The organism is Bradyrhizobium hereditatis (genome assembly GCF_020329435.1).
Lineage (GTDB): Bacteria > Pseudomonadota > Alphaproteobacteria > Rhizobiales > Xanthobacteraceae > Bradyrhizobium > Bradyrhizobium hereditatis.
The window spans coordinates 705,074-720,136 of sequence record NZ_JAGKJK010000001.1; the positions used below are offsets into that span (position 1 = coordinate 705,074).

General features: G+C 62.0%; 17 protein-coding genes. 8 read left to right on the forward strand and 9 right to left on the reverse strand.

The genetic code is table 11. The annotated features are described in order from the left end of the window. Window positions 1-51: 51 nt before the first annotated feature. From J6524_RS03515 to J6524_RS03530, 4 genes are all read right to left on the reverse strand, one after another. The gene (locus J6524_RS03515) at window positions 52-984 is read right to left on the reverse strand and encodes a YVTN family beta-propeller repeat protein (protein WP_225668950.1); all 933 of its coding nucleotides are present in this window, start codon (window positions 982-984) and stop codon (window positions 52-54) included. Between the two features lie 2 nt (window positions 985-986). Further along, on the reverse strand, window positions 987-1,529 hold the full coding sequence (locus J6524_RS03520) for an SRPBCC family protein (RefSeq protein WP_225668951.1): 543 nt from the start codon (window positions 1,527-1,529) through the stop codon (window positions 987-989). A 145-nt stretch (window positions 1,530-1,674) separates the two neighbouring features. Continuing rightward, window positions 1,675-2,448, reverse strand: a complete 774-nt coding sequence (locus J6524_RS03525) for an AAA family ATPase (RefSeq protein ID WP_225668953.1) — start codon at window positions 2,446-2,448, stop codon at window positions 1,675-1,677. 19 nt (window positions 2,449-2,467) lie between these two features. Beyond that, a complete protein-coding gene (locus J6524_RS03530; protein ID WP_225668955.1) occupies window positions 2,468-3,226 on the reverse strand; it encodes an AAA family ATPase in 759 nt (252 codons plus the stop codon). A gap of 78 nt (window positions 3,227-3,304) precedes the next feature. Between J6524_RS03530 and J6524_RS03535 the strand changes: the two genes are divergently transcribed. Beyond that, a complete protein-coding gene (locus J6524_RS03535) occupies window positions 3,305-3,628 on the forward strand; it encodes a hypothetical protein (protein ID WP_225668957.1) in 324 nt (107 codons plus the stop codon). Window positions 3,629-4,083: 455 nt separating this feature from the next. Beyond that, window positions 4,084-4,737, forward strand: a complete 654-nt coding sequence (locus J6524_RS03540; RefSeq protein WP_225668958.1) for an outer membrane protein — start codon at window positions 4,084-4,086, stop codon at window positions 4,735-4,737. Window positions 4,738-4,900: 163 nt separating this feature from the next. Here J6524_RS03540 and J6524_RS03545 read toward each other — a convergent pair whose 3' ends face one another. After that, window positions 4,901-5,758: a PCC domain-containing protein gene (locus J6524_RS03545; RefSeq protein WP_225669318.1), complete on the reverse strand. Its 858-nt coding sequence runs from the start codon at window positions 5,756-5,758 to the stop codon at window positions 4,901-4,903. Window positions 5,759-5,762: 4 nt separating this feature from the next. Beyond that, a complete protein-coding gene (locus J6524_RS03550; protein ID WP_249789300.1) occupies window positions 5,763-7,352 on the reverse strand; it encodes an acyl-CoA synthetase in 1,590 nt (529 codons plus the stop codon). Between the two features lie 232 nt (window positions 7,353-7,584). Here J6524_RS03550 and J6524_RS03555 point away from each other — a divergent pair, with 232 nt between their 5' ends. Next, the gene (locus J6524_RS03555; protein WP_225668960.1) at window positions 7,585-8,109 is read left to right on the forward strand and encodes a DUF3828 domain-containing protein; all 525 of its coding nucleotides are present in this window, start codon (window positions 7,585-7,587) and stop codon (window positions 8,107-8,109) included. Window positions 8,110-8,159: 50 nt separating this feature from the next. Here the strand turns inward: J6524_RS03555 and J6524_RS03560 are convergent, their stop codons facing one another. Further along, entirely contained in the window at window positions 8,160-8,561 is a 402-nt protein-coding gene (locus J6524_RS03560; protein WP_225668961.1) for an SPW repeat protein, read from the reverse strand. Window positions 8,562-8,739: 178 nt separating this feature from the next. After that, window positions 8,740-9,684, reverse strand: coding sequence for a tetratricopeptide repeat protein (locus tag J6524_RS03565; RefSeq protein ID WP_225668962.1), 945 nt, complete (start codon window positions 9,682-9,684; stop codon window positions 8,740-8,742). A gap of 101 nt (window positions 9,685-9,785) precedes the next feature. Between J6524_RS03565 and J6524_RS03570 the strand changes: the two genes are divergently transcribed. Continuing rightward, the gene (locus J6524_RS03570; RefSeq protein WP_225668963.1) at window positions 9,786-10,058 is read left to right on the forward strand and encodes a GNAT family N-acetyltransferase; all 273 of its coding nucleotides are present in this window, start codon (window positions 9,786-9,788) and stop codon (window positions 10,056-10,058) included. Window positions 10,059-10,138: 80 nt separating this feature from the next. Here the strand turns inward: J6524_RS03570 and J6524_RS03575 are convergent, their stop codons facing one another. After that, window positions 10,139-10,525, reverse strand: coding sequence for a DUF3597 domain-containing protein (locus J6524_RS03575; protein ID WP_225668964.1), 387 nt, complete (start codon window positions 10,523-10,525; stop codon window positions 10,139-10,141). Window positions 10,526-10,831: 306 nt separating this feature from the next. On the opposite strand from J6524_RS03575, the gene J6524_RS03580 reads away from it, so the two are divergent. From J6524_RS03580 to trmFO, 4 genes are all read left to right on the forward strand, one after another. Then, window positions 10,832-11,737, forward strand: coding sequence for a DUF2189 domain-containing protein (locus J6524_RS03580; protein WP_225668965.1), 906 nt, complete (start codon window positions 10,832-10,834; stop codon window positions 11,735-11,737). 211 nt (window positions 11,738-11,948) lie between these two features. Continuing rightward, window positions 11,949-12,764: a lytic murein transglycosylase gene (locus tag J6524_RS03585; RefSeq protein ID WP_225668967.1), complete on the forward strand. Its 816-nt coding sequence runs from the start codon at window positions 11,949-11,951 to the stop codon at window positions 12,762-12,764. Between the two features lie 529 nt (window positions 12,765-13,293). After that, entirely contained in the window at window positions 13,294-13,446 is a 153-nt protein-coding gene (locus J6524_RS03590; protein ID WP_016846063.1) for a DUF1127 domain-containing protein, read from the forward strand. 183 nt (window positions 13,447-13,629) lie between these two features. Further along, window positions 13,630-15,063: a methylenetetrahydrofolate--tRNA-(uracil(54)-C(5))-methyltransferase (FADH(2)-oxidizing) TrmFO gene (trmFO, locus tag J6524_RS03595; RefSeq protein ID WP_225668969.1), complete on the forward strand. Its 1,434-nt coding sequence runs from the start codon at window positions 13,630-13,632 to the stop codon at window positions 15,061-15,063.

Consider the following 15,063-nt stretch of genomic DNA (forward strand, 5'->3'; position numbering starts at 1 on the left):
CAGCTCCTTGCTTGATGTTTTTTTGCAATGCCGAATGCCCTTGCCACGCCTTTACCGCCGCAAAAACGTCCCGAACGCGCGCGGTCCGTCGCCGACCTTGATCTCTCCGGTCACCTTCAGCTCGGCCACATCGATGATGCTGATCGAGTTGCTCTCCCAGTTCGCCACCACGATCTGCCTGCCGTCCGCCGTCGCCGCGATCCCCTCCGGATAGTCGCCGACACGGATGCGCTTGACCGGCGCCAGGCTCGCGAGATCGAACACGCTGACGGTGCCCTCATACTGGTCGGCGACGAAGCCGCGGCCTTGCGCGAGCGCAACCGCATAGGGGCGCAAACCCGTCTTCACGCGCCCGATCTCTTTGTTATCGGCAATGTCGATCACGGAGACGTCGTTCGATCCGACATTGGCGGTGTAGGCGCGCCGTCCCTCTGCATCTATGGTGATGCCAAACGGCCGCGTCCCGACCTTGATCGTGGCCCGCCGCTCGCGCGTTGCGGTATCGATGACGGAGACACTGTCGGCATCGCGGTCCGCCGAGAGCAAGAGCCGCCCGTCCGGTGTTACGGCAAGCCCCGACGGCGATGCGCCGACCGCGATATCGGCGATCACGCGCAGCTCTTTCGGATCGATCACCCGCACCGCCGCGGCGTACCAGTCGGCGACATAGACCGCGGCGCCATCCGGCGCCACTGCAACGCCGAGCGGACCACCGCCGACGTTGACCTTGCCGACGACCTGGCGTGCGGCAGCATCGATCACGGTAAGCGCCTTGGCGTCGGGGCTCGTCACATAGGCGAAGCGTCCGTCCGGCGTGACGGCGACGCCTGCCGGCTTGCCGCCAATCGCGATGGTCGCCACCGGCCGCGATGTCGCGAGATCAACGACGGTGAGATTTTCGCTGAGCTGATTGGTGACGAACGCCTCCTCGGCGCTCGCTGCGCCGATGCTGGCGACGAGCGCCGCCAGAACAAGGCCCCGCACGATCAGCTTCCGCTTTCGACCTTCTTCTTCAGCGCCTCGAGGCCCGCGCGATAAAGCCCACTCACCGCCTTCACGGCAGCCTCGTCGTTCAGCTCCGGCGGCGGATCGTTGTTGGGAAAACCGCGATAGAACGCACCGGCCCACTCCAGGCTGCTCCCCTTGCCGTCAGCGCTGGGCGTGACCGTCAGGGTGGACGAATAGTTGGTGACCGGCAGCACCTTCACGTCCACGGCGGTGATCCGATACGAATAGGTCATCTTCTCGGCGTCGTATTTATAGAGCTCCTCGTCAACCGTCGCGCCGGTCGCCAGCGTCAACCGCCGCGTGGCCTCGATCGCGTTGCCCTTGTCGCCTTCCGTCTTGCTGACCGGCGGCAACCAGCTCAGGTCCTGAAAATTGCCGATCACAGCCCACACCTTCGCCGGCGGCGCGTTGATCTCGATCGATTCCCGCACCTTCTGGCGGGTCGGTCCATGCGCCCAGGCTGCCCCCACTACGGCCATGGCCGCTAGCACGGCCGCAGCTTTCGCGATCGTTGCTCTCATGCGTTTCCCCATTGTCTTGCCCGCCGGCGCGGGCTGCGGTTATCCATGCGCATTCTCGCAGCAATCAAGGCCGGTTCGTGGCATCGGCCAGAAGCGAGCCTGTTTCGAAACCGCTGGTACGGCAGGTTAATACCATGTTCCGTCCTCACTCTGCGATTGCCGCGTCCACAAATCCCTTCGGGTCCTCGCAAAACTCCCGCATGAGCTTGTAGTGGTCGGTGTCCTTCACCGTCACCGGCTCCAGCCCGTACTTCGTCAGCCGCAGCAGCGTGGCGTTCGGGTAGGCCATCAGCATCGGTGAGTGCGTCGCCATGATGACCTGGCAATGGCCGATATTTTCCATCCGCCGCATCAGCTTCAGGAATTCGATCTGGCGCGAGGGCGACAGCGCCGATTCCGGTTCGTCGAAGATAAAGATGCCCTGCTTCTGGCAGCGCTCGTTGAAGAAGCGCAAAAAGCCTTCTCCGTGCGAGTGCGAGAGGAAGTCCGGTGGTGGCGGCCTGAACGGGTCGTTCAGCGCCGCCTTGTCCAGATATCTGGCAACCGAGAAGAAGCTCTCCGCGCGAAAGAACCATCCGTTCGTGATCCTGGGCAGCCAGCTCGCGCGCAGTGCCGACGAGAGGCTGCCGCCCATTTTCTCCACCGCCTCCGAATGGTCGACCGGCATATAGCCCTTGCCGCCGCCCGCTTCGTCATAACCCGCAAGCGCGGCAATGCCTTCCAGCAGCGTCGATTTGCCCGTGCCGTTCTCACCGACGATGATGGTGATGGCGCGGTCAAAGCTGAGGTCGAAATCGTCGCGCAGCAACGGCAGGCAGAACGGATAGGCCTCGCGATCGGTGATACGTGAAGGTTCGAGCCAGACGCGTTTGAGATAAGGCGCAGGCAGGTTGATCGGCCGATTACGTTTCAGAGCCATGTTCGCTTCCCGCCGGGCCTTAATCCACTATTCCGGCTTCTACGAACCCGTGCGGATCCTCGCAAAACTCTCGCATGACCTTATAGTGGTCGGTGTCCTTCACCGTCACCGGCTCCAGCCCGTATTTCGTCAGCCGCAGCAGGGTCGCATTCGGATAGGCCATCAGCATCGGTGAGTGGGTGGCCATGATGATCTGACAGTGGCCGATATTCTCCATCCGGCGCATCAGCTTCAGGAACTCGATCTGGCGCCCAGGCGACAGCGCCGATTCTGGTTCATCGAAGATGAAGACCCCTTGGCGCTGGCAGCGCTCCTCGAAGAAGCGCAGAAAGCCCTCGCCATGCGAATGCGAGAGGAAATCGGCATAGAGGCTGCCGACGGCGTCGAGGTAGCGCGCGACCGAAAAGAAGCTCTCGGCCCGAAAGAACCAACCACCGCCGACAATCTTCGGCAGCCAGCTCGCGCGAAGCGCATGCGAAAGCTGCCCGCCCATCTTCTCCAGTGCATCGGAATGGTCGACCGGCATATAGCCCTTGGCGCCGCCGGCTTCATCAAATCCCGCGAGCGCGGCGATACCTTCCAGCAACGTCGATTTTCCGGTGCCGTTCTCGCCGACGATGATGGTGATGGCACGGTCGAAGCGCAGTGAAAATTCGTCGTGCAGGAACGGCAGGCAGAACGGATAGGCCTCGCGGTCGGCGATCCGCGAAGGTTCAAGCCAGATCCGTTTGAGGTATGGCGCTGGCAGGTTGATCGGCTTGTTGCGTCTGGAAGCCATTGGGTTTGGGTTTCAAGGAAACAAAGTCGTTCGTTATGGTTATACAGGGAATACCATACAATCCTAGATGGCACCCCCATGCCGAGTAGCACCTATATCTTCTTGCGCAACGCCATCCTTAGCGCGCAGCAGGTCGTCTGCTTTTATGATGGCCGTCGCCGCGAAGTCTGTCCACACATCATCGGCACCAACAGGAACGGCGAAGAGGTCGTGCTGGCCTGGCAGTTCGCTGGCGAGAGCTCGGGCCCGTTGCCGCAATGGCGCTGCCTGAAGCTGGCGGGCGTTACCAAGGTACATACGCGCGAGGGCTGCTGGCACGAGGGCCACTCGCACCGCACGACGCAGACCTGCGTCAGCAATATCGATCTCGACATCAACGTTCATGTTCGGAAGCGGCGGTGACGTGCCGTCATTGCGAGCGTAGCGAAGCAATCCATTGTCACCTCATGCGCGGAAAGATGGATTGCTTCGCTGCGCTCGCAATGACGTGGATGGGTCGCATCGTGCTGAATACTCGCATGCACGATACAACCAAACCTGATCCAACAAACACGATCGTCTCATCTCTCGCGCATTTCGAGAACGCAGTCTCCACCACACGTCGCCGCACCGCTGTCGAAATAGCAACCTGCCCGCGCCAATGCGCGGACGCGCTTCGGTCCAATTTTTGCCGGCATAGATGTCGTATGGTTAATCCTGCGAACGACGTTCACACATCCGCACAAACGTCGATTGCAGACGACTCTTTGGGGCGCGTTCGCGCCCACTTCCAGAACGTTACGTCACCATGCCGGTGCAATCGGTCCGTGATGGGCCTGCAGGGGGTTATGCGAGTGTTCAACTACAGGGGACAAATTATGAAACGACTACTTCTAGCTGGTGTGGCCCTTTCGGTCGCGACTGCGGCCTCGGCCGCCGACCTTCGGGCGCGGCCCTACCCCAAGGCCCCGCCGGCGGCGGTGGTTGCAGCGTACAATTGGTCCGGCTTCTACATCGGCGCGATGGGCGGCTATGGCTGGGAGAGCGAAGCAGGAAGCGGCGGCTTCGGCGGCGGCACCATCGGCTACAACTGGCAATTCCCGGGCAGCCAGTTCGTCTTCGGTATCGAAGTCGATGCCGCCGGCGCCAGCATCAAGGACAGCGTCACCGAGGATCTCGGTGGACTTCTGGTCACGACGGAAACCAAGATCAACTCATTCGGCAGCGTGACCGGCCGCGCCGGCTTTGCACTGGATGCGGCCCTCCTCTACGCCAAGGGCGGCTATGCCTGGGCCAACAACAAGGCCTCGATTTCGGCGCTCGGCACGACGTTCTCGGACAGCCAGTCGCACTCGGGCTACACCATCGGCGGCGGCCTCGAATATTTGTTCGCTCCGAACTGGTCGGCCAAGGGCGAATACATGTTCACCAGCCTGGGCAGCGAGACCTACAATCTGGGCGGCTTCCCGCTGGATTCCGGCACCATCGACTTCCACACCATCAAGGTTGGCGTGAACTATCACTTCAGGTGAGACACGCTGGGACCCGCAGGGGCTCGCCCTATTCGACAAACTGTGGTCACCCGCGAAAGCGGGTGACCACGTATTCCAGAAGCGCCTGTGATTGAATCGATAGGCCGCGGCGTACTGGGTGCCCCGCCTTCGCGGGGCACGACAATGCGTCGCGAGAAGCCAGTCACAACACCTCCAGCACCAGCTCCATCGTCATCAGCACCGGATTGTCGCCGCGCATCAGACGGCCCTCGGCGATACCGCCGAGATAATCGACAAGCGCGACATCGATCTCCGCATGCAACATGCCGTCAGCGCCGGGGGCGATCAGGCCGTCCCTGATCGCAAGCTCGGTCGCGAACGGCACGACGGTTCGGCCATCAGTGAAATGAGCGCCAATGGTGGAGCCGACGCCGCCGTGAATGCGTGCGCGCAGGATTCCATGTTGCCGGCAGAACGTCTCCAGCGCCGCAGCAAAATCCTGATTCGGCCGCAGCCGCATTGCAAAGGCGCGGCTGTCGGCCTTCACGTCGGTGCCGATACGCGCGACCGGGCCGAACAATTTGAAATTGGTCTCAGGATCGGGCGCCGCCGTAAACATCGCGCCGTCAATGCCGAACGCTTCCACCGCAAACGATTCGGCGACGATGCTCTCCTCGGGCAGGATATGGCCACCGTGCAGATGGCCGTCGCTCTCGATCCACAGCCCATGGCAATGAAAGAATGGTGCGCCGTCGCGCTCACCGAGCGTCATCGCACCACACTTCAGCCGCGTGATGCCTGCCGGTCGAAAAGTATCGCTATAGAACGCCGCGTTCGCGCCCGTCTTCGACAGCGCCGGCATCACATAGGCAAAGGGCCCGAGCGCCCCTCCTCGCATGCTCAGCACGCCGCCGGAAAATCCGGCTTCGGCAAATCCGCGGCGTGCGGCGTCCAAGAGCGGCAGACCCGACTGCAGCGTGAATGAAAACGCGCGTCCCCGCGCCTCGACCCATTGGATGCGTTCGGGCGCGGGCGGCCCGGGCTGCGCGACGCTGCGCATCGGCTCAGCTACCAGTTTTGGAAATGAGCTCAAGCAGCCCTCGCGCTTCCAGTTCGTCGCGGACCAGCCGCTTCGGAATCTTGCCATAGCCGGACTTCGGCAGCGCCTCCCAGAAGAAGAAGCGCTTCGGCATCTTGTAACGCGGCACCTTCGGCGCCAGGAACGCGGCCAGCTCGGCCTCGCTCACAGGGCCTGCGCCCTCGCGCGCGACGCAGACGGCAACGCCGACCTCGCCCCAGAATGGGTCGGGCACACCGAGCACGGCGACCTCGCCGATCGCGGGATGGGTGAGAATTTTCTCCTCGACCTCGCGAGGATGGATGTTGGAGCCGCCGGAGATGTACATGTCGGAGGCACGGCCGGTGATGTAGACGAAACCCTCCTCGTCCATATGGCCGAGATCGCCGGTCCGAAACCAGCCGTCGCGAAACGCCTTCGCGTTGGCTTCCGGGTTATCGTAGTAGCCGGCGAACACGGCAGGTCCGATCACGCAGATCTCGCCGGTCTCAAATGGCTTGAGCTCGCGCCCGTCGTCACCCTGGATCGACACCTGCATGCCGGTGCGCTCAAAGCCGCAGGTGCCGATGCGCGCCTGCGGACCGTCCTCGGCATCGTGCAGAATGGCCGGCATCACCGTGATATTGCCGGTGACCTCGCCTAGCCCGAAATACTGCACCAGCACCTTGCCGAGCTTGCCCAGTGCGGCCTTCTGGTCCTCGCGGTACATCGGCGCGCCGGCGTAGATCACGAAGCGCAGAGAGGAATGGTCGTATTGATCGACCGCGGGATGCTCGACCATCATCTTCAGGATGGTCGGCACGGTGAAAAGATTGCTGACGCGATGCGTTTCGATCAACCGGAAGGCCTCGGCGATATCGAACTTCTCCGTCGGCAGTAGGATGGTCGGCACACCGCGCGCGGCCTGCACGAGCTGGTGCACGCCGGCGCCATGCGAGAGCGGCGCAACCACCAGCGAGGCATCCGTCTCGGTCGTGCCGGGCATCAGGTCGGCGAGGTGGTTGGTGACGACGAAAGCCATCTGGCCATGGGTCAGCACCGCCGCCTTGGAGCGACCGGTGGTGCCGGAGGTGAAGAAGAACCAGCAGGGATCGTCGTAATCGACCGCCGCATTCTCGACACGTGCGCCGGCCTGCGCGGCGATCACCTCGCTCACCGCCCCCTCGCCAAGGGTGCCCTCGCCGATCCGCCAGATGAATTCGAGCGCGGGATTGGCCGCCGCCGTGGCATGGTCCGGGAAATCGCCATGGCACAAAAAAGCCTTGGCGCCGGAGGCGCTGGCGAGATAGGCGACCTCGTCCGGCATCAAACGGAAGTTGGTCGGCACCCAGACCGCGCCGAGCCGGAAGGCCGCGAACATCGACCAGAACATCTCGTCGCAATTTTTCGAATGAACCAGGATGCGATCGCCCTTCACTACTCCACGCGCAGCAAGGCCGGCTGCCAGCGCCGACACGGCAGCATCGATCTCACGCCAGGTCCAGGATTTGTCGCCCCAGATGAAGCCAACGCGGTCGCCATGGCGGCGGGCATTCTGGGTCAGCATATGCGCCAGGTTCATCACCCGGCGCGACATCCGCGCCAGGCCGCCGCGCGGAACGGGAATAGTCACGGTTTCAGTCACGGGAAGCCAACCATCACACTTGGAAAACAGACATCGAACAACGATAGCAGAAAGCGCCGCGCCTGCTCAAATCTGCCACCCGGCGTGCACGCCGTGATAGTCTCGCAGCCGGCGTGCAGGTCCAGCACGATTTAACCCGCCAATCCCATAAGCCCCCGCGCAAAAGCGATTCAAAGGAGGCAAAATGATTATCCGTCGAGAGTTGATATTGTCGGGCGCAGCCGCCATCCTGGCTGCGATCCTGCCAGAGCATGCGCACGCAGCGGATGATCCCACCGCTATCCTCACCGCGATCTATGCGAGGGTGATCAAGGGCAAGGGTGACGGCGGCGGAACGTTCGTGATTGACACGAAAGCTGCCCGAACAAAGTACCTGTCGAATTCATTGGCCACGCTCTGGGCCAAGGCGGACGCCCGCACGCGCAAGGGCGATGGCGGGCCGATAGGCTTCGATCCCGTCACCAATTCTCAGGATCCGGACGTGAAGTCGTACAAGATCGTGGCCGAAAAGCAGGCAGCCGACAAAGCGACCATGGCCGTTACGATTGAGGCTCACCAAAGCGCCGCGCGCACCAACGCGGCGGACAAGACCATCCGCTACGATTTCGTGCTCGAAGCCGGTCAATGGAAGATCGACGACATCAAGGGCGCCGTCGATGGCAGGCCGTGGTCGGTTCGCGCCCTGCTCGTCGAGTCATTCAAGCACTAGGTACTTGGAGAGCCCGCCGGTCATAAACGTGACCAGCGGGCTCTCCGGAATTACTGCGGATGATTGGCGAGCTCCTGGTCGCTCAAGCGCCAATCCTGCCAAAGCTGAAGCGCACCCAGAAAGGCGACGATCCCACCGAGCACGATATGCCAGGCTCGCAGCATCTCGTCGCCGGAGTAGCCGAAGATGAATGGCGAAGCGACCAGCCAGAGGCCGAGCGCGATCTCCCCCACCTCCTCCCAGCGCTGCAGTGCGACATACTCGAGCTGGGCCAGTCCGAAGACCAGCATGCCGATCACGAACGTGTTGAGGATCATGGTGCTCCGCTCGGCGTCCATGACGTCGTGGCTGGAGAAGGGAAACCACGGCGATACCACGATCAGCACGCCTAGCAGCATGCCGAGCCAGTCCTCCCATGTGCGGTGCTTTCTGAAGAAACCAAAGCCGTACATTGTAGACCTCCCCTTGAAAAAAGAGGCATACGTCGGCGGCCGCGATCACAGCATTTTCAATGTCGAGCCAGACCAGGCCGCCTTAGCGGCGTATGTCATTACAAAGACTTAGGAACCCTGCCCCCTGTTGCAAGGCCCGCCGCCAAGAGATCGCGGGTAGAGAAATCCGCGTGGCACCCTATTGCGCCGCACCAAGCCGCTGCAGGGCGTCACGCGCGATGCGCAAGCCCGGACTGAGTTCCAGCGCCTTGCGGAAATCGGCAATCGCGCCGGCCTTGTCGCCGGCCTGCATCCTTCCCAGGCCACGGTTGTTCCAGGAATAGGCGTCGGCCGGATCGTATTGCAGCGCCTTGTCGTAATCTGCGATGCCTCCCTTGGTGTCATCCCGATAGAGCCGGATCATGCCGCGGTTGCGATAGCCTCGCGCATCGGTCGGCGCGAGCCGGATCACCTCGCTGTAGTCGGCCGCGGCGCGGCCAAGCTGCTCGCTGTCGCGATAGACGTTGCCGCGATTGATATAGGCCAGCACGTCCGGCTTCAATTTGATCTGCATCGTGTAGTCAGCGATGGCCCGCGCCATGTCGCGTTTACGGTGATAGGCGTAGCCGCGATTGCCATAGGCGATCGCAAGCGATGGATTATGTTTGATGGCGGCGCTGAAATCGGCAATGGCGCGATCGAGATCGCCCTTGCTGCGCCAGGCATCGCCGCGGTTGTTGTAGGCCAGGGCAAAACCCGGATCGAGCCGAATGGCTTCATCGTAGTCGGCGATCGCGGAATCGAGATCGCCCTTGAAGCCAAAGACGCGGCCGCGGTTGGTCAGCGCACAGGCCGAGGTCGGATCAAGACGGATCGATTCGTTGAGATCGGAAAGCGCGGCATCGAGCTGCCGCTTCTCGGTCAGGCCATGACCGCGGAAGCAATAGGCAGCAGCCAACCGGGTGACGCTTTCAGGTTTGGCATCGATGACGGCGCCGCACGCAGTCACCCTCTCATCCGGCGCTGTGGTCACGCTGATGCAAGTTTGCCAGCTGGCATCTCCCTCGGCCGATGCGATGGGCAGTTGTGCGAGCAGGGTAGCGGTGCTTAACAACGCAGCGGTCAGGCAGGTCAGAACACGCATGTCAGCCATCCCCGGACGATTCGGTTCCCCCTTCGTCGCCGGTTTGCATCACTGGGTTCATGTCCCTAAATGAAAGGGTGAATCATTCGGGAAATCGCTGCATGGCTGCCGTCCGCGACAACAAGGCTCAAAATCGGTTCGAACTCGACGTCGAGGGCGCCGTGGCGTTTGCGAACTATCGCGTTACGCCCTCCGCGGTCATCATCACCCACACCGAGACGCCCCGCGCGCTACGCGGTCGCGGCATCGCTTCTGAACTGATCAGGGGCGCGCTCGAACTGATCCGCGCCGATCGACGCAAGGTTATCGCCGGCTGCGGATTCGTCGTGGACTACTTACGCCGAAACCCGGAATTTGCCGACCTGACGGCGTGAGCCGGCGCGACGTTCCAAGCCAAATAAAAAGAAGGCCCGCGTCACCGCGAGCCTTCAAATGTGCGAGCAGAGCAACAACGTTAGTGCTTGATATCCGGCGGCAGCTTGCCGCCATTGGCGGCCAGCTTGGCCATGACCTGTTTGTGCAGCCAGATGTTCATGCTCGCGGAATCATTGGTATCGCCGGTATAGCCAAGCTCCTTCGCGAGATCCTTGCGCGCACCCAAGCTGGAATCGATGTCGAGCGCCTTCATCAGGTCGACGATCGAGGTGCGCCACGCCAGCTTTTCGCCCTTGGCCGCGACGGCCTTGTCCAGGATCGGCGCGACGTCGACAGTCGCGGCGGCTGGTGCAGCAGCGGCAGCCCCGCCCGACGATTCGGCAGCTGCGGCCGTCCCGCCGCCGGCCGGCGCAGCATCCGCCTTGCTGCCGAAGATCGCGCTCATGATTTTTCCGAAAATGCTCATCGTTCGCTCCCAATGACTTGAGATGGGTTTTGAGTCCTGGCAGGCACTGTGTGACCCGCAGCACCACGGTCCGGATCAACTACAAGTGTAGCCAGCCGGACGACACTTGCCAATGAAACCTTCACCTAAGCGTGAGTGTGTTTGTCGCTATTGTTTGTCGCTGTTTGGGGGTACGTTGTCGGAACAGTTCGCGACATGGCCAGTTACCCTGTCTTCGCGTCTGGCCCGATCGTGATCGTTTTATGAAAGGTCGCATTTTGCGTCTTTCGGTAGGCGCGCAATGCGGCCGCGAGGGAGACAGCGACCATGGCCAACTATCACGGCAATGTCACATCGATGGCGCGGAGCGGAGCGGACACCGCCGCAGCGCCGATCATCCGAACCATCGGCTTCACCGAACTCGGCCGCGCACTGCGCCGCGGCTGGGAAGATTTCAAGGCCGTGCCAACCCACGCGATCCTTCTGTGCGTAATCTATCCCGTGCTCGGACTGATGCTGGCACGCGCCGTCCTCGGCTATTCCGTCATACCGCTGCTGTTTCCGCTGGCCGCTGGCTTTGCCCTGATCGGTCCGTTTGCTGCAGTCGGCCTCTATGAGATGAGCCGACGCCGCGAGCGTGGCGAACAGGCAACCGCCTCGGACGCGCTTGAGGTGCTGCGTGCGCCGTCCTTCGGCGCGATGCTCGGGCTCGGCGTGCTGCTGCTGGCGCTCTTCGTAACCTGGGTGGCTACCGCGCAGGCGATCTATATCGCCGCGTTCGGTTATGAGGGCGCCACCGGCATTTCCGATTTCGCGACACGCGTGCTGACCACGACGCAGGGCTGGTGGCTGATCGTGGTTGGTTGCGGCGTCGGCTTCTTGTTTGCTCTCGTCGCGCTTTGCATCAGCGTCGTCTCCTTCCCACTGATGCTCGACCGGCATGCGGGCGCCGGCGAGGCGATGGTAACTTCGCTGCGCGCGGTCGCACGCAATCCCGTACCGATGACAGTCTGGGGACTGATCGTTGCGGTGCTGCTCGTCGCAGGAACGCTGCCCTTCTTCCTCGGCCTTGCCATCGTCATTCCCCTGCTCGGACATGCCACCTGGCATCTTTACCGGGAGACGGTTGAGCCGGAACTTAATCCGCAGCCGCTTCCGCCCCGCGCGCATCGCGAGCGCAAGCCCGCTGCCGATTTCCCGGCCAATCTGTTCCCCTGGCGGCAAAAAGGATAGCGATAGCCGCAGGGAACCCTGATCGCTCGAACCGCCGGTCGAATTCCGACCGGCGGGTGGCCATTCACCGCTAACGATGAATTGAGCATGTTCAATGGAATGACCCGGGCGATAACAACCTAAGCCTTGTTTTGGCCGATCTTGCTTCGAACATACGGCGTGGCGTGAACACTAATATGGATCACGCATTGATCGTGGAGCGAACGGCACGATGATCTCTCGTCTATCCTTGCGCGCCCTCACGTTGAGCACCCTGTTGCTGAGTTCTGCCGCGCCTGCGCTCGCCGCGCCCTGCGGCACCGGCCCCTTCGAGACCTGGCTGGAGGATTTCAAGAAGGAAGCCGCCGCCAAGGGAATATCGGCGTCCGCGATCCAGACGGGCCTGACCGGCGTCACCCTCGACAAGAGCGTGCTGGCCCGCGACCAATCGCAAAAGGTCTTCACCCAAAGCTTTGAGGAATTCTCCGGCCGCATGGTGCCGCCCCGGCTGACACGCGGCTCCAACATGCTCAAGCAATATGGATCCGTGCTCGGCCGCATCGAACAGGCTTATGGTGTTCCCGGCGAAGTGCTGGTGGCTATCTGGGGCCTGGAAACCGATTACGGCGTCAACATCGGAAAATTCGCGACGCTGCGCTCGCTGGCGACGCTGGCCTATGACTGCCGCCGCTCCGACATGTTCAAGGCCGAGTTGATGGACGCACTACGCATCGTCGAGCGCGGCGATATCGCACCACAGGATATGCGCGGGGCATGGGCCGGCGAAATCGGCCAGACGCAGTTCATGCCCTCATCCTACGTGAAGTTCGCGGTCGATTTTGACGGCAACGGCCGCCGCGATCTCCTGCGCAGCCCACCGGACGTGCTGGCCTCGACCGCCAACTTCCTCGCAAACCACGGCTGGCAACGCGGCAAGGAGTGGGAGCCCGGCAGCGCCAATTTCGCTGCGATCAAGGAATGGAATAAGAGCGACGTTTACGCCAGGACGATCGCCTATTTCGCCACGCAGCTTTCGCGAGCCCCTTAAGCTAAACGCAGCCGTTCTCTCGCCTCGTGGACCACTTCGGGTGCAAATTGCTTTGCGCCCGCCTGGAACAGCGACGCAGTAGCGCCTACGCAGGTAGCGATCAGTACGAGCTGCTCTTTGTAAAAATGAACAGATATTCATTATTGCTTGGTTCAGTGCATGCGATTCGTGCATAAGAAAATTCCAAAACACCACGTCCTGAAGCACGTTTTGACCTCTCATCCCGCACACGCGGACTTGAGTGGAACCGTCCTGAGGCGCGAGGCCAATACGCCTACGGTTCATCCGAAGATTACGATAACTCCGTAAATTTACGGCACTATTTTCATCGGCTGGGCCTTCAACCGGACGTGACTGCCGATTAAGGGGGTGACTGCGCCAAAACATTAAGCGCCCCTTACCACCGTCATGCGTTTTAGGATTAGCTGCATCGCAACATCGGAACTTCTGCACCGCAAAATCTAAGCTATATTCATTTCAACGATGAGGCCTTCTCCAAAGGCTGAATCGTAACTACAAGGAGACTACCATGTTGCTCTCGCTCATCCGCATGATCCAGGCGTTCCGGGATTATCAGCGCAATGTCAGCGAACTGTCCCAGCTTAGCGATCGCGAACTCGCCGACATCGGCCTCGATCGGTCCGACATTCCGCGCGTTGCTGCTGGAACCTATAACGGCTGATCCTCATCAGCCGCCTGACGAACGGATAACGCCCGCCCTGCTGCGGGCGTTATCGTTTGGATTTTGACGCGTCTTCTTCACGCGAACCGGTGCCCCACCCACGGATCAAGTCCGGGGGCATGCGTCGCTTGAAAACGCTATGATAGGTGCGCTTGGCACGAAAACGCGCTAAACGCTGCGCGCATGATTTCCGCTAACTCCCAAACTGATACTGTCCATGTAATCGGCGGCGGCCTCGCCGGCTCGGAAGCCGCCTGGCAGGTTGCCAATGCGGGTATTCGCGTCGTCCTGCACGAGATGCGACCGCTACGGATGACCGAAGCGCATCGCACCGAGGGCTTGGCCGAACTCGTCTGCTCCAACTCGTTCCGCTCCGACGATGCTGCCAACAACGCCGTAGGCCTGCTGCATGCCGAGATGCGCCGGCTGGGCTCGCTGATCATGCGTTCTGCCGACGCCAACCAAGTCCCCGCCGGCGGGGCGCTGGCGGTCGACCGCGACGGGTTTTCCGCTGATGTCACCAAGGCGCTCAGCGATCATCCCCTGATCGAGATCGACCGCACCGAGATCGCCGGCCTGCCGCCAGCCGAATGGGGCAATGTGATCGTCGCGACAGGTCCCCTCACCTCGGCGCCGCTGGCCGAGGCGATCCGCGAATTAACGGACGAGAACGCGCTCGCCTTCTTCGATGCGATCGCGCCGATCGTTTACAAGGATTCCATCGACATGTCGGTGGCGTGGTTTCAGTCGCGCTACGACAAGGTAGGACCCGGCGGCACCGGCGCCGACTACATCAACTGCCCGATGACGAAGGAGCAGTACGACGCCTTCGTCGCGGCGCTGCTCGCCGGTGACAAGGTCAACTTCAAGGAGTGGGAGACCAATACGCCGTATTTCGATGGCTGCCTGCCCGTCGAGGTGATGGCCGAGCGCGGCCACGAGACATTGCGACACGGACCGATGAAGCCGGTCGGGTTGACCAATCCGCACAATCCGACGGTCAAGCCCTACGCGATCGTGCAGCTACGCCAGGACAACAAGCTCGGCACGCTCTACAACATGGTCGGCTTCCAGACCAAGCTGAACTACGGCGCGCAACAGCGCGTCTTCCGTACCATCCCCGGGCTTGAGAACGCCGAATTCGCCCGGCTCGGAGGCCTGCATCGCAACACCTTCCTGAACTCGCCAAAGCTGCTGGACAGCCAGTTACGCTTGCGTGCGCAGCCGCGGCTGCGCTTTGCCGGCCAGATGACCGGCTGCGAGGGTTATGTGGAATCCGCCAGCATCGGCCTGATCGCCGGCCTCTATGCCGCAGCGAACGCACGGGCGCAGTCGCTTGAGCCGCCGCCTGCGACAACGGCGTTGGGATCGCTGCTCGGCCATATCACCGGAGGCCACATCGAGACCATCGAGGCCGGAACGCGCTCGTTCCAGCCGATGAATATCAATTTCGGCCTGTTTCCGCCGCTTGCCAGTGTGCCGACCAAAAAGGCTGATGGCACGCGGCTGCGCGGCAACGAGAAGTCCGTCGCCAAGAAGCAGGCGCTCAGCGCTCGCGCGCTTGTCGATCTCGATCGCTGGATCGCCGATCACCTGCGCGTAGCGGCGGCGGCGTAA